The following is a 19765-nucleotide window of genomic DNA, read 5'->3' as shown; positions in this document are numbered from 1 at the left end:
CTCGGTGGGGGTCATGTTTTTTTCGTTGTCTTTCAACACAAACCACCCAGCGGTCTGTTTCTGGTGCCCCCCCGCCCCCCCCCCCCCCGCGCGCCCGCCCCCCCCCCCCCCCCCGGGGGGGGCCCCCACGCTCGCTTTGTGGCCGCAAACGACCGGCATAGGCCCTGTCGGTCTGGGTAGGCGCGCGGCCATGGCTCCACCACAGGGGAACATCCCAGCAAACAACGGAATCCGAAGAGGCCTCCGCCGCCGTTCGCTGCTCACCGGAGCGGCAGCGGTGGGCGCGGCGGGGGCACTGGGCGCCACGACCGGCTGTGCGCGGGTCGACGTCACCGGCGCGAAGAGCGGCGGACAACTGCTGGACGACCTGCGCAGCAAGGGCACCGTGCGCATGGGCATAGCCAGCGAGCCCCCCTACGCCTCCATCAACGATCAGGGCGAGCTCACCGGCGAGGCGCCGGCCGTGGCCCGGACGATCTTCCAGCGCCTCGGCGTCAAGGACTTCGAACCGGTGCCGGTCGAGTTCGGCGCGCTGGTCCCCGGACTGCTGTCCTTCCAGTTCGATGTGATCGTCGCCGGGATGTTCATCAACAAGGACCGCTGCCAGGCGGTGCTCTTCTCCGACCCGGACTACGAGTCGAAGGACGGCTTCCTGGTCCCCAAGGGCAACCCGGACCGGCTCAAGTCGTACAAGGACGTCGCCGACCGGGGCCTGCGCATGGGGACCGGCGTCGGCTACGCCGAGTACGACTACGCCGTCGGCAACGGCGTCAAGGAGAGCAAGATCCAGACGTACGGCGACCAGATCGCCGGCATGGAGGCCCTGCAGGCCGGTCGCATCGACTGTTTCGCCGGTACGGCCCTCACCATGATCGAGGCCCTGAAGACCGGCGCCCACCCCAAGGTCGGGATGACCGACCCGTTCACCCCGGAGGTCGACGGCAAGCCACAGCGCGACGGCGGCGGTTACGGCTTCCGGCTGGGTGAGACCGAGGTCCGGGACGCCTTCAACCGCGAGCTGCAGAAGATGAAGCAGAGCGGTGAACTCCTGCGCATCGCCAAGCCGTTCGGCTTCACCGAGGAGTTCATGACGGATCTGACGGCAGAGGAGCTCTGCAACAAATGACCGGACCGTTGTGGGAACTCCTGTTCAAGGGTGCGTGGATCACCGTCCAGCTGATGGTCTACAGCGCCGTGCTCGCGGCCGCCGTCGCCTTCGGTATCGGCCTGGCACGCACCTCACGCCTGTGGATCGTCCGCTTCCTGTCCGGTGCCTACGTGGAGATCTTCCGCGGCACCTCGGCACTGGTGCTGATGTTCTGGCTGTTCTTCGCGCTGCCCCTGCTCGGCTGGCAGCTCGCCGGCCTCTGGGCGGGCACCCTGGCGCTCGGCCTGTCCTACGGCGCCTACGGCTCCGAAGTCGTGCGCGGCGCGGTGCAGTCGGTGTCCCCGGCCCAGCGTGAGGCGGCCGTCGCGCTGAGCTTCACGCCCTGGCAGCGCCTGCGGAAGGTGATCCTGCCGCAGGCGGTGCCCGAGATGATGCCGCCCTTCAACAACCTGCTGATCGAGCTGCTCAAGGGCACCGCCCTGGCCTCGCTGCTGTCCATCGGCGAGCTCACCTTCGAGGCCAAGCTCGCCCGGCTCTCCACCGGTGAGAGCGCTCAGGTCTACGGGATCATCCTGGTGATGTACTTCGTGATCGCGTTCGTCGTGACCCGGATCATGCGGTTGCTGGAGCGCCGCGCCAAGGCCTCGGTCGGCCAGGCGCCCCAGGCGAGCGGCTGGTTCAGCCGCGGGCTGCCCGCCTCGAAGGCCGTGCCCCAGCCCTCCGCCACCGGAGGTGGTGCGTGATGAACGACTGGTCCTGGGACTACGTCCGCGAGATCATGCCGCAGCTCCTCGACGGGCTGTGGATCACCGTGCAGGCGACCCTGCTCGGCTCCCTGGTGGCCTTCGCCCTCGGTCTGGTGTGGGCGATCGCGCTCCGTTCACCGAGCCGCTGGGTGACCTGGCCGGTCAGTGCCGTCGTCGAGTTCGTCCGCAACACCCCGCTGCTGGTGCAGCTGTTCTTCCTGTTCTTCGTCCTGCCGAGCTGGGGACTGAGCTTCGGTGCGCTGACGACCGGTGTCATCGGTCTCGGGCTGCACTACTCGACGTACACGGCCGAGGTCTACCGCGCCGGTATCGACGCGGTGCCCAAGGGCCAGTGGGAGGCGGCCACCGCGCTGAGTCTGCCGCGCGGGCGCACCTGGGTCGCGGTGATCCTGCCGCAGGCCTTCCGCCGTGTGGTTCCGGCCCTCGGCAACTACGTGATCGCGATGTTCAAGGACACTCCGATGCTTTCCGCCATCACGGTGGGCGACATGCTTTTCGAAGCGAACAGCATCGGTGCGACGACATTCGACTACATGGAGCCGATCACTGTCGTCGGCATTCTCTTCATCGTGATCTCGTATCCCACCTCTGTCCTCCTGCGAGTCCTGGAGCGTCGCCTTGTCCGCTGACAGCAGCGTCTCGAAAGAAACCGTCAATCCCGCGGTGGACGGCAGCGAGCTGATCCGCTTCGACAAGGTGACGAAGCGATTCGGCACCAATACCGTCCTGGATTCACTGGACTTCACCGTGTCGTCCGGCAAGCACGTCACGCTGATCGGTCCGTCCGGATCGGGCAAGACCACGATCCTCAGACTTCTGATGACCCTCACGGATCCGGACGAGGGCACCATCAAGGTCGCCGGCGACTACCTCACGCACGAGGAGAAGAACGGCAAGCTCGTGCCGGCCGGTGAAAAGCATGTCCGGGAGGTCCGCAAGAACATCGGAATGGTGTTCCAGCAATTCAACCTCTTTCCCAACATGAAGGTGATGCGGAACATCACCGAGGCCCCGGTGCATGTACTCGGCCTGTCCAAGGACGAGGCCGAGGAACGGGCTCGCGGACTGCTCGAACTGGTCGGTCTGACCGAGCACGTGGACAAGTACCCGACCCAGCTGTCCGGCGGCCAGCAGCAGCGCGTCGCGATCGCCCGGGCCCTCGCCATGCGCCCGCAGGTGCTGCTGCTCGACGAGGTCACCTCCGCGCTCGACCCGGAGCTGGTGGCCGGCGTACTGGACGTCCTGCGCGACATCGCGCACACCACGGACATCACGATGCTCTGCGTCACCCACGAGATGAACTTCGCCCGGGACATCTCCGACGACGTCCTCATGTTCGACGCGGGCCGGGTGATCGAGTCCGGTTCGCCGGAGAAGATCTTCTCCGAGCCCGACCACGAGCGCACCCGGCAGTTCCTCAGCGCCGTGTTGTGAACGAGCGGGGGCAATGCCCGAAAGGGCATTGCCCTTGTGGACACCTCCCGAAGTCCCAATAGCCGCAGGAAACGGCATCGTTGAAGAATTTCAACGAAGACACCGTTACACCGTTCCGGCTACTGGAGGTATCCCCCCATGGCATCGACCCTCACTCGCCGCCCCGGAGCAGGCCGCGTCGCAGTCGCGGGCCTGGCCGCCTTCGCGTCCCTCGGCCTGCTGGGTACGGCCGCCCCCGCCACCGCCGCACCGTCCGGCCCGACCGCGGTGGTAGGGAAGGACAAGTACGGCGAGTGGACCAAGACGGGTCCGCTCCTCGTCAAGTGCCGCGTCTACGTCGCGGTCAGCGCCGGCCGGACCGTCAACGCCACGGCCTCGGGCACCTGCAAGGAGCGCATGTCCCAGACCGTGGTGGCCGGCATCACGATCAACGGCCGGGTCAAGTACACCACCGCCCGCGGCACCGGGAAGAAGGTGTACACCGACGCCGTGAAGGTGAACAACCCCCGGGGCAAGCAGACCATCTGCGGCTGGGGCTACGTCAACTCCCCCCTCGACGAGACCAACCCGCGGCGCAGCGAGGCGAGGACCTGCTTCAAGGCCTGAGCGAATTTCCGAAATCGCCTCAAATCCTCGCCCCCTTTTACCCATCAACAAGTCAATAGACCTGACAGCAAACACAAAGAAATCTCGCTCTACCCAGGCATCGCGAACGCGAACACCGGTCCCCTACAGTGTTATTGCAACCTGAAGCAAAACGGGGAAGGTGGCCATCACGTGCCGATCCAGGATGCGCTGCAACACCATTGCCACAGCACGTCGCACGAACCGGGGGATTCACCCTGCCCGTGTCGGCTCGCATACCAACCGATGGAGAACGAACCGGCGGTGAGCGAACTGACCGATCGCGAGCGGCAGGTACTGGCCCTCCTGGGGAGCGGACTGCCGAACCGCCTCCTGGCTCGGCAACTGGGCATCGCGGAGCGGACCGTCAAAGCCCATGTCGCGCACATCATCAAGAAGCTCGGGCTCCGCACCCGGCTTGAGGCGGCCGTCGTCGCGAACCTGCATCACGACCTGATATGCCCGGCCCGAGACCACGGGAACTGACCGAATCCGCCGTTACCCGGCGCTCGGACATCAGGGGTAGCACTCTGGCATATGCCGGGGTGCTACCCCCGCAGTTGGGGGCATCGCAATCTCGTCAACAACCGCTCACTACAAGCCTCTCGCCCGTTATCGTGAAGGAGATTGGCTGACTCGAATCCCGGCCCAGTCGACGAAGTAACGAGAAGCGACGTGCGACCGCAGGGGGAACCGTGGCGCTGCAGCACGAGCCGACGACGCCGTACCACTCGGCCCAGGACGCCCTGCGCGTCCTGGAGGCGGTGGTCCGGCACAGCACCGGAGTCACCGACGCCGAGCTCGCCCGGCACACCGGCATCGGCCCGGAGCGCCTGACCGGCCTCCTGCTGATGCTGCGCCGCGAGGGTTACGTCGAGCAGGTCGCCGACGGCGCGTACGTCACGGGCGACGCACTGACCCGTCTGGGGTCCGCGCAGGGCCGCGAGCAGGCCCTGCGCGAGAACCTCCAGCGCACCCTGGACCGGCTGCGCGACTCGGTCGGCGCCGCGGTCTACATCAGCCGGTACGTCGACGGCGAGATCAGGATCGACCAGTACGCCGCCGGCCCGGCCACCCCCGTGGTCAACGAGTGGGTCGACTTCCGCTACTCCGCCCACGCCACCGCGATCGGCAAGAGCCTGCTCGGCCAGCTCGACCACAACGGCCGGCGCGACCACCTCTCCCGCCACCGGATGGCCCGGCTCACGTCCCGCACGATCACCAGTGACAAGGTCCTGCTCTCCCGGCTGGAGGCCCAGCCGCCGACCGTCCCCCACCTCGACCTCCAGGAGTACGCGGTGGGCACGGTCTGCGCGGCCGTCCCGATCACGGCCGGATCCTCGGTGGGCTGCCTGGCCCTGTCACTCCCGGTCGAACACGCCCACCGACTGAAGCAGGCGGCCGACACCCTCAACCGCAACGCGGCCCCGGTGCTGCTGTCCCTCGCGATCTAGCCCCGGCCCGGCACCCGCTCCAGGTGGTCAGAAGCACCCCTGCGGACCAGGTACTATTTTCTCCGTCGCCCGCCGCGAGAGCACAGTGAACGCGGTCGGCGGGAGTCATGCGCCGCTAGCTCAGTTGGTTAGAGCAGCTGACTCTTAATCAGCGGGTCCGGGGTTCGAGTCCCTGGCGGCGCACCGGTGAAGGGCCTCTCGTGGGAGCGAGGGGTCCTTCGGCGTGTGGGAGGGCGTTCGCCTCGGTCAGGAGTCGGTACGTCCGCTCCCCCTGTGGCCGCCACCACACCGGGTCGGCGCACCGTACGCCCTCCTTCCGCAGCCGGGCCCGGTGGATCTTGTTCGTGGCCGTGACCGGCATCCGCTCCGCCACCCGTACGAACCGGGGCGCCATCTTGGTCCCGAGATCGGGCTGGGCGGCCAGGAAGTCCGTGAAGGCCACCGGGTCGAAGGTCCCGGCGATCGTCGCCATCACCTGGTCTCCGGTCACCGGATCCGGCACGGCGTACACGGCGACGGCAGCCGCCCCCTCGTAGCGCGCGAGGATGTTCTCGATCAGCGCTGCGGCCAGGTTCTCGCCGTCGACCCGGATCCGGTCGTCCGTCCGGCCGGCGAAGTAGAGATAGCCGTCGCGGTCCCGGTAGAAGAGGTCGCCGGTCCAGTACCAGCCGTCCCGCCGCCGCTCGGCCTCCGCCTCGGGGTTGCGCCAGTACCCCTCGAAGGGGTTCGGCGCCCGGTTCACCAGCTCCCCGATCGCCTCGTCACCGTTGAGCAGCCGCCCGGCCGGATCGAAGACGGCGGCCGGGCACTCCTCGCGCGTCCCCTGATCCAGTACGAGGAGCCCGGGCCCCGCCCGCCCCACGGCCCCCGGCGGCGTCCCCGGCGACCACTGCACGGCGGCCCCGCCCTCGGACGACCCGTACCCCTCGACCAGCCGCACCCCGAACCGCCGCTCGAAGGCCACCGCGTCCCGCGCCCCGGCCTCGGTACCGAAGCCGAGCCGCAGCGAGTGGTCCCGGTCGTCCGCACGCGGCTCGGTGGCCAGGACGTACTGGATCGCCCGGCCAACGTAAGTGAAATACGTCACCCCGTACCGGCGTACATCCGCCAGGAACCCCGACGCCGAGAACCGCCGTCTGAGCGCCACCCCCGCGCCGCTCGCCAGCGCCGGCGCCCAGTCGGCGATCACCGCGTTGCCGTGGAACATCGGCATGCAGACGTAGTGCACCCCGTCCGGCCCGAGCCCGAACTGCTCCGCCAGGGAGCGGCCGGCGGCGGCCAGGCGGCCCTGGGAGCAGAGCGCGGCCTTCGGGGCGGCGGTCGAGCCCGAGGTGAAGTAGAGCAGGAGGCGGTCGGCGGGGGTGGCCCGGGAGGCGTCCGGCCGGGCGTCGGCGTAGGGCGCGAGCAGGTCGTCGTACTCCTCGGTGCCGCTCACCAGGAGGCGTACGCCGGGCAGGTCGAGGCCCTTCAGCAAGGGCAGCCGGGTCCGCTCGGTGATCAGCAGGCGGCACTCGGTGTGCAGGATGTCGCGGGCGAGTTCGGCGCCCCGGCGGGTGGGGTTGATCCCGGCGACGGCGGCTCCCGCGAGGGCGGCCGCGCCCAACCACATCGGGTACTCGGGGGTGTTGTCCAGCAGCACGCCGATGTGCGGCTCGGCGCCGGGCGGCAGCAGGTCGGCGAGCAGCGCCGCCCGGACTGCGGCCCCGGCCGCCGTCTCGTGCTGCGTGAGCGTCTGCCCCTCGAACCACAGCCCCGGCCGGTGGTCACCCCACCGCGCCGCTATGAGCTCCGCGACCGTGCGTTCCGTGGTGGACTCCATGGGCGCGCACGGTAATTGACGCAGCGTCAAATGGGGAGCGTCACGGCTCCATGAAGACATCGTCCCCGGTGGGGAAATCGTCTCCGGTGGGGAAATCGCCCTCGCCGGGGACATCGTTCCCGCCGAAGAAGCCGTCCCCGCCGAAGAACCCGTCCTCGATGGAGAACATCGAGTGCGCCACGAGGATGAAGACGATGGCCACGAGGATGAACACGCCGAGGAACGCCAGAATGCACCCCGTGCCCGCCGCGAGGCGTCCGGGCGCCGGAGGCCTGGCCGTGGCCTGCTGCGGATCGTCCGCCACGTAGTACACGGTGACGATGTCGCCCTCGACGATCGTCCCGGGCCCGCCCCCCTCCTCGAACCGGACGCTGCGGCCGTCCCGCGTGATGAACTCGTAGACGTGGTGCAGGGTCGTGTGCACCGCGCTGTCCCCACGGCCGCCACTGGTCGTGGTGTACGTCCGCAGACAGCGCGCCTCGGCGGTCAGGCCGCTGTTCCAGGCGCGGCTGACCCGCATAGAGCGACGGATCACCAGGACCGCGCCGCAGCCCGCGATCCCGATCATGATCGCGGGCACGAGGTAGAAAAAGACTTCCATGAGGTCCCCCGAAGGCCGTGCACGGCCCCCGTTCGGCCGGCGTGGGAGGAACCTACCCACGCCGACCTGGTCTTTTACTCAAGAGAACCTCAGAACGTGACGTCCGAGCAGGCGTAGAACGCGTTGCCGGTGTCCGCGATCGTCCACACCGCGAGGATCACGTGGTGACCGCTCAGCCCGGACGGCAGGGTGCCCGAGTGCGACAGGGTCTGCGGCGGGCGCTGCCCGTTGTAGGGCACGGTGAAGAACGGGGTGAGGTTGAGGTCGGAGCGGGTCAGGTTGTGGTTCTGGTTCCAGCCCGGCTTGGTGACGTAGTACTTGAAGTCGGTCGTGGCGTGCATGGCCGTGAACTGCCAGCGGAAGGTGTAGCTCTGACCGCCCGTCACCCTGGTGGTGGGCCAGGCCGCGCCCGACGGCGTCTTCGGTGCGCTGAGCTGGGCGAACTGCCCCAGTCCCGCGTTGCATATCTGCCCGTCGGCGGGACCGGAGCCCGGGAAGCCCTTCGGGCCCTCGACGCTCTGCGGCTCCCACTGGATGGAACCGCAGTTGGTGACGGTGCCGTTCTGGCAGAGCTTCTGCCTGCTGATGGGGAGGTCGGTGTAGCCGTGGCTGCTGGCGCCTCCGGCGGAGAGCGCGAAGGCCCCGGCCGTGGTGAGTCCGAGTGCGGCGGCGTACCACTTGGTCTTTCTGCGCATGCTGCTGCTCCTGGGAACGTGGGGGAAGTTCGGCGAGCTTGCAGGTCTAGACCAAGTCCCAGATTATTGCTGACCCTTGAACATGTCCATACCAATCGAGGAACCTGTTCGACCGGCTGTCAGGCGCCCACCTCGCCCCGTCCCATGCAGAACGCCACCGTCAAGTCCTTGACCAGCGCCTTGCGTTCGTAGTCGTCGAGCTCGACCAGACCCCGCACCGTCAGCCGGGTCACCGTGTCCTCCACCGAGTCCACGACCGAGGTGAGCACGGCCGCCCGGTGCTGCGCGTCCAGCGCGGCGATACGGCGGCGATGCATGGCGGCGGCCACCTCCGGGGCGTACTCCACCCGCACCGGCCGTACCGAGAACACCTCAACGCCGACCGCGCCCGCGTCCCGCACCACCAGGCGGGTCAGCGCGTCCGAGGCCGCCTCGGCGGACCCCCGCGAGGCACCCGGCAGTTCCACCGGCACCCGGGCCAGCGCCGCCTCGACGCACTCGCGCAGATATGTCTCGTGGTCCTCCACCCCGAGCATCGCCCGCGCGGTGTCCTTCACCCGCCACACCACCAGGACGACCACCCGCAGCTCGACCCCGCCGCCGTCGGCCGCCGGCATCGGCTCGCTGCGCCAGTGCCGCAGCCGTACGTCCACGCGTCGGCGCAGCAGCAGCGGGTTGACCCACAGCAGTCCGGTGCGCCGGACCGTCCCCCGGTAGCGGCCGAACAGCCCGAGCACCCAGGCCCGCCCGGTCCGCCCCCGCGCCAGCCCGCCGAATCCGAAGAGCCCCAGCGCCCCGGCCCCCGTGTACGCCGCCCACTGCACCGGCCCGAGGCCCGCGCCCGCGGACGCCGGCAGCCGCAGCGCCTCCACCGCGAGCGGCGGCAGCGACCCCGACCACCACGAGGTGGCCAGGCACCCGACCGCCCCGCAGGCCCCGGCGAGCACACCGGCCGCCCCGGGCAGCACCCTCGCCGGCATCTCCGCCAGGCCGGGGTCCATCTCCGGCACGGGACGCGGCTCCGGCCGCACCGGCTGGCGCACGCGCGGCTGCTCGCCGGTGCCCTGACGGCGCGCCACCACCGTGGGTCTGATCGGCACGGACACCGTGGGGGGTTCGTCGCGGAAGAGGAGGTGGACGGGGATCTCGGTGGTCACCTCGTTCTGGATCAGCCGCCCGGGGCGAGCCGCCGTCGTCCCTCCGTCCGGGACTCCCTCCGAGTCGGACGAGTGGGAAGTGGTCGTGGTCATGCGTGCCTCCAGCCTCCGCGCCAGACGCGTCACAGCAGGGGTTGTCGGGGATGCAGGGGTGCGGGGGTGTCGGGATGTCGGGGGTGACGGGGAGGTCGGGGGTGACAGGGATGTCGGGATGTCGGGGACGCCTGGGAGCGGCCGGGCCCCCGGTACCTCGGGAACTTCGGGAACTCCGGGTCAAGAGAAGAGCCGCCGCCAGGTCTCCGGCCCCGGATAGCCGTCCGCCGCACCGCCCCGCCAGCCCTGTCTGCGCTGGAACGCCTCGACGGCACGCCGGTCCGCCTCGCCCCAGCTCGGTCCGGGCCCGGCCTTGTAGAGCTTGCCGAACCCCTTCTTCACCAGTTGCTCGCCGAGCTGGGTGACGTACTTGTTGCTGACGCCCGGCCGGAACATCGCCCGCCCCGGATACCCCGGCACCCCGTGCGACGCCGGCTTCCCGGGCGGACGCGGCCCGGCCGCCGCGACCTGTACGTCCTTGCCCTTGCCGGTCACCAGCAGCTCCCAGGTGTGCGGCCCCGGCAGCCCGTCCGCCTCCCGGCCCCGCCAGCCCTGCGCCAGCTGGAAGGCCCGGGTGGCCCTGCGGTCCGCGTCCGTCCAGCGTGGGCCGGGGCCGTCGGAGTAGTGGGCGCCGGCACCGCGTTCGACGAGCAGGCGGCCCAGCTCGGTGACGTGCTTGTTGTTGGCGCCGGGTCCGAAGTACGCGCGTCCCGGGTACGGCGTCCCGTGCTCCGGCTTCCCCGGATCCGGTGTGTGCGGTGTCTGCGGGTCGGCGGTGACCGGCTCCTGGCCGGTGTCCGGTTCCGCGCCCGTCGAGCCGGTCACCAGCCCCTTGTAGCGGTAGGCGACGTAGCGGTCGGAGTGGGTCCAGTAGGCGTACGGGGTGACCTTGCGGCGGGCGTGCGGGCGGGTCGCCTCGTAGGCGACGTAGTGACTGCGCGTATGGTCCGCCCAGCCGCCGAAAATGACGACATGCGAACCCTGCTGCGGGTCCGCCGGATTGTGGAACAGCAGCATGTCGCCGGGCTGGAGATCCTCCCGATTAATGCGTACGGCGTACTGGCCGAGGCTTCCGGTCCATTCATTCCGGGGCAGTTTCCAGGCCATCGAGACGAAGCCGGAACAGTCCTGCCGGTATCCGTCCGACCAGTACCGGGACATGTTGTACGGCACCTTCGCCGCGACCCATTTCCTGGCCCGCTTGATGATCTCCGCGCGCGTGGTCTTCGGCGTCTTCACCGCGCCCGGCATGGCCGGCTGCCCTCCCGGGCCGTGCAGCGGGGCCAGGCCGCCCTGGGGTGACGCGGGCTCGTCACCTGCGGGAACGCCGGGTCGGTCGTGGGCGTGGGGGGCGGCGAGGGCGGGGGCCGGCTGGCCGACGGCGAGGGTGGCGGAGGCGGCTGCGGCGACGATCAGAGCGCGGTTCGCGGCCGGGTGGCGGCCGGTCGTGGAATGCGGCAGGACGCGTCTCCAGTGAACGCATCCGGGGCAGTCGCAGTCACTCTCCGGATCGAATTCCTCGAATACCGGAGTCCGAGTCTCCATGCGATTCCCCTCACACTCCAGATGGAAATGTCCGCGGCTGTACACACCGTCAGTTTCACAACTGTCTTCCGGACTCGCATGTTGACGGTCCGAATGGTTTACGGAGCCCGCGACCACTCCCCGGCCCCCCGGCCGGCGGTCAGGAGCACCCCGGAAGGTCATGTAGAGTTACGACGTCAGCAGGCGCCGCTAGCTCAGTTGGTTAGAGCAGCTGACTCTTAATCAGCGGGTCCGGGGTTCGAGTCCCTGGCGGCGCACAGACAGTGAAGGCCCCTCGCGGAAGCGGGGGGCCTTCGCTTTTGCGGCAGATCACCCAGAGCCTCCCGGGGTCTCCCGGGACGTGCAGAAGCGGCTGGGGGTCCGGGGGTTATCCCCCGGGGAATGCAGCATCAGCGGGTCCGGGGTTCGAGTCCCTGGCGGCGCACAGACTGAAGCAGCCCCTCGTGCAAGCGAGGGGCTGTTCTCGTGTTTGGCCGGATACTCTCTGGCCATGGCAGCGCGTGACCTTCAGGAGCGGATCAAGAAGCTCATCATCGACCGCCGGCTGCCCTCCGGGGCCCCGCTGCCGACGGAGCCCGAGCTGATGGCGCACCTCGGTGCCAGCCGGAACTCCGTGCGCGAGGCGCTCAAGGGGCTGCAGGCGATGGGCATCGTGGAGATCCGGCACGGGTTCGGGACGTATGTCGGCGCCATGTCGTTGGCGCCGATGATCGAGGGGCTCGCCTTCCGCACGGTCGCCGGGCACTACCGCGGCGAGGACACCCTGCTCCAGCTGCTGCAGCTGCGGGAGGCCGTGGAGAGCGGGCTGGTGTCGCGGCTCGCGGGGCGGATCCCGGATGCCGATCTCGTTGAACTGGACGCGCTCGTCGACCGTATGGAAGAGCAGGCGGCGCGGGGCGGCGACGGTATCGCCGAGACCGACCGGGCGTTTCACGCCACCCTCTACCGGGGGCTGGACAACGCGTTGCTGGGCGAGGTCATGGAGGCGTTCTGGGACGCCTTCCACCGCGTCCACACCGATCTCGGCGGGGCGCCACAGGATCCCCTGGTCACCTGTCGGCAGCACCGGGAGATCGTGGACGCGGTGCGGTCGGGAGACGCGATACGGGCAGAGGAGGCCATACGGGAGCACTTCGGCAACATCCGCGCCCGTGTGTCCACAACGGATACACAACACCCCCACAGGTGTCACAATGAGCGCGTATGACCGGTAAACACCTCGTTTCGCATCTTGCGATCATGTGCGACGACGTAGAACCTGGTGATTGGTTTTTCAAGATGCTGCGCATTCGCGGCAGTTGGGGGGCAAGGAGCCGGTTGCCGGTTTTTGCCGGGGAGTAGGGGGCCCCGTTCATGACCACATGCCGAGGGGGGCATGATGCAACCGGAAGGTCGCAGTTCCATGTCTAAGGTGTGGAGGATGTGGTGACTGCGGCCCACCACTGATACGCCTGTGAAGGTCGAGGGGGATCGACACAGTCGTAAAGGAACCGACAGACACGCGGTGACCTGCGTGTGGGGGGATGACTCATGACGTCGACGCCGACGGGCGCCCGGCAGAACTTCGACCCGTCTCAGACCACTCAGCTACGAGTGCCTTCGCAGACCCGGACCGGAGCCTTCCGCCGAATCAAGAAGACGCTGCCGAAGTACGACTACGAGCACTACAGTCGGCTGGCCGGCCCCCTCACGCAGCCGGATCCGAACAAGCCGTACCGGGTCGAGTACCGCTCGCTGATCTCTCAGGAGCCGCACCGGATCAGGGTCGCGCTGATGCTCGCGGCGGCCCCGGTGCTCTCGCTGGTGCTGCTGTTCTGGCTGCTGCAGCCCGAGCACTGGACCGAACGTGACTACCCCGCCTATGACTTCCTGCCGGCGCTCGACATAGTCATGCTCGTCTCGATCGGTCTGATCGAGTTCTTCCGCTGCATGAACGTGCTGTCCAACGCGCACGCCACGCTGGTCGCCCGCGACCCGATCCCGGTGGTGCCGGAGACCGGCACGAGAGTGGCCTTCCTCACCTCCTTCGTGCCCGGCAAGGAGCCGCTGGAGATGGTGACGAAGACCCTGGAGGCGGCCGTCAAGCTGCGCCACCGGGGCCTGCTGCACGTCTGGCTGCTCGACGAGGGCGACGACCCGGAGGTCAAGGAGGTGTGCGCCCGGCTCGGCGTGCACCACTTCTCCCGCAAGGGCGTCGCCAAGTGGAACCAGCCCAAGGGCCCGCACCGCGCCAAGACCAAGCACGGCAACTACAACGCCTGGCTGGACGCGCACGGCGACGACTACGACTTCTTCGCCTCGGTCGACACCGACCATGTGCCGCTGCCGAACTACCTGGAGCGGATGCTCGGCTTCTTCCGCGACCCGAACATCGGCTTCGTCATCGGCCCGCAGGTGTACGGCAACTACGACAACTTCGTCACCAAGGCCGCCGAATCGCAGCAGTTCCTCTTCCACGCCCTCATCCAGCGCGCCGGCAACAAGTACGGCGCCCCGATGTTCGTGGGTACGTCGAACGCCGTACGCATCAAGGCGCTCAAGCAGATCGGCGGCCTGTACGACTCGATCACCGAGGACATGGCGACCGGCTTCGAGATCCACCGCCACAAGAACCCGGCGACGGGGAAGAAGTGGCGGTCGGTCTACACGCCGGACGTGCTGGCCGTCGGTGAGGGCCCGAGCGCCTGGACGGACTTCTTCACCCAGCAGATGCGCTGGTCGCGAGGGACGTACGAGACGATCCTCAAGCAGTACTGGAAGGGCTGGTACTCGCTGCCGCCGAGCAAGCTCTTCAACTACACGATGATGATCATCTTCTACCCGATGTCCGCCCTCAACTGGATCCTGGCGGCGCTGAGCTGTGCGCTGTTCCTGGGCCTGGGCGCCTCGGGTGTGAACATCGACCCGACGATCTGGCTGATGCTCTACGGCAACGCCTCCGCGCTCCAGATCGGCCTGTACGTCTGGAACCGCCGCCACAACGTCTCGCCGCACGAGCCCGAGGGCTCCGGCGGTGTGGCCGGCATGGTGATGTCCGCGCTGTCGGCGCCGCTGTACGCGAAGGCGCTGATCGACTCGGTGCTGCGCAAGAAGAGCAAGTTCGTGGTGACGCCCAAGGGTGACTCCGCGAGCCCCGACCGGTGGTTCGGGACCTTCCGTTACCACTGGTACTTCATCGTCATCTTCGGCGCCTCGATCACGGCCGGATTCGTGTACGGGCACTCGCACCCCGCGATGATCACCTGGGCGACGTTCGCCATGCTGATCACCGCGACGCCGATCTTCGCGTGGCGCTACATGCTGCGTCAGGAGAAGAAGAAGCCCGCCGCGACCGTGCCGGCCCAGCCCACGCCGGCCCAGCCGGCGTCCTACCAGCCGGAACCGCAACCGCTGCCCACTCAGCACGCGTCCCATGCCCCGCATGCGACGCACGCGCCGCAGCAGAAGCCGAGCTGGGCCGCTTCGGGCAACAGCGGCAATGACCAGACCATGCAGATCGCCCTTGGTGGACTTGGGGGACGTAAGGAATGAACGACCGTGCAGGCCGCCGCCGCGCCCGTCGACTCGCGATAGGTACGGCGGTGGTACTCGCGCTGGCCGGGATGAACGGGCCGTGGCTGTACCGCTTCGGGACCGAGAAATACCACCAGTACCAAATCAACAAACCGGAGTACAAAGCCGAGAACGGCCACTGGGAGATCGTCGACTTCCCCGAGGAGTACCGGCAGAACACCATCCACGCGGCGCTGCTGCACACCGGCAAGGTGCTGCTGATCGCGGGTTCCGGCAACAATCAGGACAACTTCGACGCGAAGCAGTACGACACCCGGATCTGGGACCCGGTCAAGGGCACGATCAAGAAGGTGCCGACGCCGAACGACCTGTTCTGCACCGGCCACACCCAGCTGGCCAACGGCAACCTGCTGATCGCGGGCGGTACGAAGCGGTACGAGAAGCTCAAGGGTGACGTCACCAAGGCCGGCGGCCTGATGATCGTCCACAACGAGAACCCGGACGAGCCGATCACGCTGCCCGCGGGCACCAAGTTCAGCGGCAAGGAGAACGGCAAGACGTTCGTCTCCAAGGACCCGGTGCTGGTGCCGCGTGCGAAGAAGGTCTTCGACAAGGCGACCGGCAAGTTCCTGCGCAACGACCCCGGTCTCGGCCGGATCTATGTCGAGGCGCAGAAGAAGGGTGCCAAGTACCAGACCGGCACCCAGGACAACTACCGCATTCAGGGGCTGTCCGGCGCCGACGCCCGCAACACCTACGGCATCGCGCAGAAGATCGCCCTGGACAAGAAGGACTTCCAGGGCATCCGGGACAGCTATGAGTTCGACCCGGTCGCCGAGAAGTACATCAAGGTCGACCCGATGCACGAGGCCCGCTGGTATCCGACGCTCACCACCATGGGCGACGGCAGGATCCTCAGCGTCTCCGGCCTCGACGACATCGGTCAGCTGGTGCCGGGCAAGAACGAGCTGTACAACCCGAAGACCAAGAAGTGGACCTACACGGCGAAGACGCGTCAGTTCCCGACGTACCCGGCGCTGTTCCCGATGCTGAACGGCAAGATCTTCTACTCGGGTGCGAACGCGGGCTACGGCCCTGACAACGTGGGCCGCGATCCGGGCATCTGGGACGTGGACACCAACACGTTCACCAAGCTGCCCGGGCTGAGCGACGCCAAGCTGATGGAGACCGCGGGCACGGTGCTGCTGCCGCCGGCGCAGGACGAGAAGTACATGGTGATCGGCGGCGGTGGCGTCGGCGAGTCCAAGGAGTCCAGCAACAAGACGCGGCTCATCGATCTCAAGGCGAACGACCCGAAGTTCGTGGACGGGCCGTCGCTGGAGAAGGGCACGCGGTATCCGCAGGCGTCGGTGCTGCCGGACGACACCGTGCTGGTGTCGGGCGGTTCCGAGGACTACCGGGGTCGTGGTGACTCCAACATCCTCCAGGCGCGGATCTACCACCCGGACACCAACGAACTCGACCAGGTCGCCGACCCGCTGGTGGGCCGCAACTACCACTCGGGGTCGATCCTGCTGCCCGACGGCCGGGTGATGTTCTTCGGCTCGGACTCGCTGTACGCCGACAAGGCCAACACCAAGCCGGGCAAGTTCGAGCAGCGCATCGAGATCTACACGCCGCCGTATCTGTACCGGGACGCGCAGCCGTCGCTGTCGGGCGGGCCGCAGACCATCAGGCGCGGCGGGACGGGCACGTTCACCTCGCAGCACGCCTCGTCCGTCCGGAACGTACGGCTGATCCGGCCGAGCGCGTCCACGCACGTCACGGACGTGGACCAGCGGTCGGTGAAGCTGGACTTCAAGAAGTCCGGCGACAAGCTCACGGTGACTGTGCCGACGAACCGGGATCTGGTGCCGTCGGGGTGGTACATGCTGTTCGTGACGGATGACCAGGGGACGCCGTCCAAGGCGCAGTGGGTGAAGGTGCCTTAGGTGTCATAGATGCCATGAATGCCGTAACGCTCCCGCACCTCGTTCTTCGGGTGCGGGAGCGTTTTGGCTTGTCGCGCACACGCGGCGGAGCCGCATATGTCACAGCCCCGCGCCCCTAGGGCGTTGTGGCTTTCGCGAGTTTCAAGGCGTAGTCGGCCCACCACTCGCCCGCCTTCGGGCCGCCCTTGCACTCGCCGTCGGACTCGCCGGGGCGCTTGACCCAGACGAACGCGTCCACCAGCTGATCCGGTGTCTTCGTCGTCGGCGCCTCGCCCAGCGCGCGGCCGGGCGGGTTGCACCAGCGCTCGTCCGGCTTGCCCTCGGTGTAGGGGCCGTTGCCGTTGCGGCTGGTGTCGATCACGAAGGGCTTGTTGCCCACCTTGGCGGAGAGCTGTTTGCCGTACGCGATCGAGTCCTTGGTCGTGTAGAAGTTGGAGACGTTGACCGAGAAGCCGTCGGCCTGGTCGATGCCCGCCCACTTCAGGGGCTCGAAGATCTGGTCCGGGTGGCCCCAGCCGGCGTTGCCCGCGTCCACGTAGACCTTGGTGTTCTTCAGGGACTTGAGCTTGCCGATGGCGCCCTTGAGGAGGTCGTAGCGCTCCTCGTGGAACTCGTCCGGGGTGCAGCCGTCGACCAGGTGCAGCAGGGCGTCCGGCTCCAGGATCACCGTGGTGGACCGGTCCCCGATGCCCTTGGCGACGCCGTCGATCCAGGTCCGGTAGGCGTTGCCGTCGGCGGCGCCGCCCTGGGAGTACTGGCCGCAGTCGCGGTGCGGGATGTTGTAGAGGACCAGCAGGGCGGTGCGCCCGGCCTTGTCGGCGGCCTCGGTGAAGCCGCGGGCCTCCTGCTCCGGGTTCTCCGGGCCGATCCATTCGCCCGTCGGCTGCTGCGCTATCTTGCGGATCTCCTCGGCGTCCTCCTTCTTGCCGTCCTTCTCGAAGTCGGCCACCTGCTGGGCCGCGTTCCCGTCCGGGTTCACCCAGAACGGGTCGGTGTCCTTGGGCTGTTGGGTTATCCCGGCGTCGGCCTTGTCGTCCGGCTCGTCTCCGTCCCCGGAGGAACAGCCCGCGATCAGCAGTGCCGCCCCCAGCAGCACCGCGGACGTCCGCGTACGAGCGCCCCTCCAGGCCCCCCTCTTCAGGTACATCCAGCTCCCCCTCGGGTGCACGTTCCAAGACTCAATCCTGACATACGTGTCGCGGGGCTTACGAGGTCGCCGAGCCTTGTCGGAGAGCTGTTACAGGCACCGTTACGGCTCCGATGAGCAGGGTAGGCGTGCGCCTTCGGGCCTCGGCCGCCAGGGGAGACAAGGGGAAGGGGAACGTGCGTCATGCACCAGGTCACCCGGGAGATCAGGCTGGCGGAAGCGTTGGTGGAGTCGGCGGACACCCTGATCGACGGGTTCGATGCGGCGCACTACTTACCTCGGGTCGCCGACCACTGTGTGGAGTTACTGGCCGCGCGGGCCGCCGGGTTCATGCTGATCGACAAGACCGAGGCGGTGTCGCTGGCGGCGAGCGGCGCCCAGCGGGAGCTGGCGCTGGATCTGCTGGAGGCGCAGCACGGGGGCGGGCCCTGTCTGGACAGCTACAGCTCCGGAAGGCCGGTGAAGCCCGTCTCGATCAGGGCGGCCCGGGCGGCGGGGCGCTGGCCGGAGTTCACCGAGCGGGCGCTGGCGCATGACATCGAGACCACCTTCGCGGTGCCCCTGCGCCGCCACGAGCGGCTGCTGGGTGCGCTCAACGTGTTCCTCACCACGCTTCCCGTGGACGACCCGCCCGGCGGCGGCATCGACCTGCGGCTGGCCCAGCTCATCGCCGACTGCGCGGCCCTCGGACTGCAGAACCACACGACGTACGTCCGATGTCGTACCCTCTCCGGTCAGTTGCAGCAGGCGCTGTCCAGCCGGGTGCGCATCGAGCAGGCCAAGGGCATGCTCGCCGAGCGCTGGAACACCGTCGCCGACCACGCCTTCGTGGCCCTGCGCCAGTACGCGCGACGTCGTCGGCTGCCGCTGGACCGGGTCGCGCAGGCGGTCATCGACCGGGTCGCGGACGACGCCGAGCTGCGCCGGGAGGCGAAGCGGGCACAGGACTGAGACACGGGCCCATGGCATGGAACTCGCCTCTAGGCCCCGGCCCGCTTCCGTTCTAGAGTCTTGCCCGGACGACCCCAGCCCCCGGTCGGACAGCCTCCACTGGTCACCCCAGACCTCCCGCGCCGGACGCCGGGTTTCTCCCGCAACCCGTGCGCGCGCGGTCGAGGACCAGCCCGGTCGGCGGCTTCGGGGGAGCGGGTCGTCGACCGGGCCTGGTGGTGGCCCCGCACTGGGTCAGAGGCCCGTGCCCGTCAGGTACGCCGACACGATCACGTTCGCCGTGTAGGCGTGGGCCGCCGGGTCGAAGGTGCCGCCGCAGGTGATCAGGCGGAGTTCGGCGCGGCCGGCGTGGCGGGCTCCGTAGGCCTGGTGGGCGTCGAAGCGGTCGCGGGTGAGGACCCGGACGGTGTCCACGGTGAACTCGGCGACCCTGCCGTCGTCACGGAGGACCCGGATCGTGGCGCCCGGCTTGAGCGCGGCGATGCGGTGGAAGACGGCTGGCCGGGTCGCGGTGTCGGCATGGCCCACGAGCAGCGCGGCCCCGGCGGCCCCCGGCTTCGCGCCGGACGCGTACCAGCCGACGGTGCCGGGCCGGTCGTAGGGCGGCGGATCGATCGCCCCCCGCGGATCGAGTCCACGGGCGACGACCGGTGCGCGTACGTCGAGATCGGGGATGTCCAGGCGTTGCGGCAGCGCGTCCCCCAACGGCCGGGCGGCGGGCGGCAGCTCCACCTGCTGCGGCCGGCCGACCGCGGCGACGTCGCCCGACACGGGGGCGGACATGGCCTGCCGCACCTCGGTGATCTCCCGCCCCCACAGCCACAGCCCGAGCAGCAGTACGGCCCAGGCCGCGCCCATGAGGAGACGGCCGCCGCCGCGCCGGGAGTGTTCCGACTCGGCCATCG

18 protein-coding genes and 2 tRNA genes are annotated in these 19765 nt (G+C 68.8%); 13 read left to right on the top strand and 7 right to left on the bottom strand.

The features are described 5' to 3' along the window. Positions 1-190 precede the first annotated feature (190 nt). From ehuB to ACFWYS_RS15925, 8 genes are all read left to right on the top strand, one after another. Entirely contained in the window at positions 191-1126 is a 936-nt protein-coding gene (gene ehuB, locus ACFWYS_RS15960) for an ectoine/hydroxyectoine ABC transporter substrate-binding protein EhuB (RefSeq protein WP_384768176.1), read from the top strand. Beyond that, positions 1123-1851: an ectoine/hydroxyectoine ABC transporter permease subunit EhuC gene (ehuC, locus tag ACFWYS_RS15955; RefSeq protein WP_384768173.1), complete on the top strand. Its 729-nt coding sequence runs from the start codon at positions 1123-1125 to the stop codon at positions 1849-1851. Before ehuB ends, ehuC begins: the two co-directional genes overlap by 4 nt. Further along, complete coding sequence (gene ehuD, locus ACFWYS_RS15950) at positions 1851-2504, top strand: ectoine/hydroxyectoine ABC transporter permease subunit EhuD (RefSeq protein WP_272117558.1); 654 nt, start codon at positions 1851-1853, stop codon at positions 2502-2504. The genes ehuC and ehuD overlap by 1 nt, the downstream gene beginning before the upstream one ends. Before the next feature lie 34 nt (positions 2505-2538). After that, the gene (ehuA, locus tag ACFWYS_RS15945; RefSeq protein WP_384768529.1) at positions 2539-3309 is read left to right on the top strand and encodes an ectoine/hydroxyectoine ABC transporter ATP-binding protein EhuA; all 771 of its coding nucleotides are present in this window, start codon (positions 2539-2541) and stop codon (positions 3307-3309) included. A gap of 138 nt (positions 3310-3447) precedes the next feature. After that, positions 3448-3915, top strand: coding sequence for a hypothetical protein (locus tag ACFWYS_RS15940; protein WP_384768170.1), 468 nt, complete (start codon positions 3448-3450; stop codon positions 3913-3915). A 264-nt stretch (positions 3916-4179) separates the two neighbouring features. Then, positions 4180-4419, top strand: coding sequence for a LuxR C-terminal-related transcriptional regulator (locus tag ACFWYS_RS15935; protein WP_384768167.1), 240 nt, complete (start codon positions 4180-4182; stop codon positions 4417-4419). A 209-nt stretch (positions 4420-4628) separates the two neighbouring features. Next, on the top strand, positions 4629-5387 hold the full coding sequence (locus tag ACFWYS_RS15930; protein ID WP_384768164.1) for an IclR family transcriptional regulator: 759 nt from the start codon (positions 4629-4631) through the stop codon (positions 5385-5387). A 109-nt stretch (positions 5388-5496) separates the two neighbouring features. Beyond that, positions 5497-5570, top strand: a tRNA-Lys gene (locus tag ACFWYS_RS15925). Here ACFWYS_RS15925 and ACFWYS_RS15920 read toward each other — a convergent pair. The 5 genes from ACFWYS_RS15920 to ACFWYS_RS15900 form a co-directional block, all read right to left on the bottom strand. Next, a complete protein-coding gene (locus ACFWYS_RS15920; RefSeq protein ID WP_384768160.1) occupies positions 5536-7206 on the bottom strand; it encodes an AMP-binding protein in 1671 nt (556 codons plus the stop codon). The two genes, ACFWYS_RS15925 and ACFWYS_RS15920, sit on opposite strands and share 35 nt — an antisense overlap. A gap of 40 nt (positions 7207-7246) precedes the next feature. Next, positions 7247-7807: a DUF3592 domain-containing protein gene (locus tag ACFWYS_RS15915; protein ID WP_384768157.1), complete on the bottom strand. Its 561-nt coding sequence runs from the start codon at positions 7805-7807 to the stop codon at positions 7247-7249. Between the two features lie 89 nt (positions 7808-7896). Further along, positions 7897-8502 (bottom strand): lytic polysaccharide monooxygenase, encoded by a 606-nt coding sequence (locus tag ACFWYS_RS15910; protein WP_384768154.1) that lies wholly within the window; start codon positions 8500-8502, stop codon positions 7897-7899. A 119-nt stretch (positions 8503-8621) separates the two neighbouring features. Beyond that, on the bottom strand, positions 8622-9752 hold the full coding sequence (locus ACFWYS_RS15905; RefSeq protein WP_384768151.1) for an SPFH domain-containing protein: 1131 nt from the start codon (positions 9750-9752) through the stop codon (positions 8622-8624). Between the two features lie 180 nt (positions 9753-9932). Further along, on the bottom strand, positions 9933-11297 hold the full coding sequence (locus ACFWYS_RS15900) for a peptidoglycan-binding protein (RefSeq protein ID WP_384768148.1): 1365 nt from the start codon (positions 11295-11297) through the stop codon (positions 9933-9935). A 183-nt stretch (positions 11298-11480) separates the two neighbouring features. Here ACFWYS_RS15900 and ACFWYS_RS15895 point away from each other — a divergent pair. The 4 genes from ACFWYS_RS15895 (at position 11481) to ACFWYS_RS15880 (ending at position 16762) form a co-directional block, all read left to right on the top strand. Beyond that, positions 11481-11554, top strand: a tRNA-Lys gene (locus tag ACFWYS_RS15895). Positions 11555-11787: 233 nt separating this feature from the next. Continuing rightward, positions 11788-12504: a FadR/GntR family transcriptional regulator gene (locus tag ACFWYS_RS15890; protein ID WP_384768145.1), complete on the top strand. Its 717-nt coding sequence runs from the start codon at positions 11788-11790 to the stop codon at positions 12502-12504. Between the two features lie 323 nt (positions 12505-12827). Continuing rightward, the gene (locus tag ACFWYS_RS15885) at positions 12828-14828 is read left to right on the top strand and encodes a glycosyltransferase family 2 protein (RefSeq protein WP_384768142.1); all 2001 of its coding nucleotides are present in this window, start codon (positions 12828-12830) and stop codon (positions 14826-14828) included. Beyond that, entirely contained in the window at positions 14825-16762 is a 1938-nt protein-coding gene (locus ACFWYS_RS15880) for a galactose oxidase-like domain-containing protein (protein ID WP_384768138.1), read from the top strand. Before ACFWYS_RS15885 ends, ACFWYS_RS15880 begins: the two co-directional genes overlap by 4 nt. Positions 16763-16877: 115 nt before the next feature. On the opposite strand, the gene ACFWYS_RS15875 is transcribed toward ACFWYS_RS15880, so the two are convergent. Further along, positions 16878-17909 carry a glycoside hydrolase family 6 protein gene (locus ACFWYS_RS15875; RefSeq protein WP_384768135.1) on the bottom strand — a complete coding sequence of 344 codons (1032 nt, stop codon included), beginning with the start codon at positions 17907-17909 and terminating at the stop codon, positions 16878-16880. A gap of 183 nt (positions 17910-18092) precedes the next feature. Here ACFWYS_RS15875 and ACFWYS_RS15870 point away from each other — a divergent pair, with 183 nt between their 5' ends. Then, positions 18093-18860 (top strand): GAF and ANTAR domain-containing protein, encoded by a 768-nt coding sequence (locus ACFWYS_RS15870; RefSeq protein WP_384768133.1) that lies wholly within the window; start codon positions 18093-18095, stop codon positions 18858-18860. Positions 18861-19094: 234 nt separating this feature from the next. Here ACFWYS_RS15870 and ACFWYS_RS15865 read toward each other — a convergent pair whose 3' ends face one another. Next, positions 19095-19763 carry a class F sortase gene (locus tag ACFWYS_RS15865; RefSeq protein ID WP_384768130.1) on the bottom strand — a complete coding sequence of 223 codons (669 nt, stop codon included), beginning with the start codon at positions 19761-19763 and terminating at the stop codon, positions 19095-19097. Positions 19764-19765: the final 2 nt, after the last annotated feature.

This window comes from Streptomyces sp. NPDC059010 (assembly GCF_042740355.1).
Taxonomy (GTDB): Bacteria; Actinomycetota; Actinomycetes; order Streptomycetales; family Streptomycetaceae; genus Streptomyces.
Note: the sequence above shows the minus strand (reverse complement) of the source record. Positions and strands in the feature narration are given on the sequence as shown.

Bases quoted from the DNA above. Each gene is read 5' to 3' on its own strand.
- ACFWYS_RS15865 (WP_384768130.1), bottom strand. From the start codon at position 19,763: ATGGCCGAGTCGGAACACTCCCGGCGCGGCGGCGGCCGTCTCCTCATG.
- ACFWYS_RS15890 (WP_384768145.1), top strand. From the start codon at position 11,788: ATGGCAGCGCGTGACCTTCAGGAGCGGATCAAGAAGCTCATCATCGAC.
- ACFWYS_RS15940 (WP_384768170.1), top strand. From the start codon at position 3,448: ATGGCATCGACCCTCACTCGCCGCCCCGGAGCAGGCCGCGTCGCAGTC.
- ACFWYS_RS15885 (WP_384768142.1), top strand. From the start codon at position 12,828: ATGACGTCGACGCCGACGGGCGCCCGGCAGAACTTCGACCCGTCTCAG.
- ACFWYS_RS15920 (WP_384768160.1), bottom strand. From the start codon at position 7,206: ATGGAGTCCACCACGGAACGCACGGTCGCGGAGCTCATAGCGGCGCGG.
- ehuC (WP_384768173.1), top strand. From the start codon at position 1,123: ATGACCGGACCGTTGTGGGAACTCCTGTTCAAGGGTGCGTGGATCACC.
- ACFWYS_RS15935 (WP_384768167.1), top strand. From the start codon at position 4,180: ATGGAGAACGAACCGGCGGTGAGCGAACTGACCGATCGCGAGCGGCAG.
- ACFWYS_RS15910 (WP_384768154.1), bottom strand. From the start codon at position 8,502: ATGCGCAGAAAGACCAAGTGGTACGCCGCCGCACTCGGACTCACCACG.
- ehuB (WP_384768176.1), top strand. From the start codon at position 191: ATGGCTCCACCACAGGGGAACATCCCAGCAAACAACGGAATCCGAAGA.
- ACFWYS_RS15870 (WP_384768133.1), top strand. From the start codon at position 18,093: ATGCACCAGGTCACCCGGGAGATCAGGCTGGCGGAAGCGTTGGTGGAG.
- ehuD (WP_272117558.1), top strand. From the start codon at position 1,851: ATGAACGACTGGTCCTGGGACTACGTCCGCGAGATCATGCCGCAGCTC.
- ACFWYS_RS15905 (WP_384768151.1), bottom strand. From the start codon at position 9,752: ATGACCACGACCACTTCCCACTCGTCCGACTCGGAGGGAGTCCCGGAC.
- ACFWYS_RS15900 (WP_384768148.1), bottom strand. From the start codon at position 11,297: ATGGAGACTCGGACTCCGGTATTCGAGGAATTCGATCCGGAGAGTGAC.
- ACFWYS_RS15875 (WP_384768135.1), bottom strand. From the start codon at position 17,909: ATGTACCTGAAGAGGGGGGCCTGGAGGGGCGCTCGTACGCGGACGTCC.
- ACFWYS_RS15880 (WP_384768138.1), top strand. From the start codon at position 14,825: ATGAACGACCGTGCAGGCCGCCGCCGCGCCCGTCGACTCGCGATAGGT.
- ACFWYS_RS15915 (WP_384768157.1), bottom strand. From the start codon at position 7,807: ATGGAAGTCTTTTTCTACCTCGTGCCCGCGATCATGATCGGGATCGCG.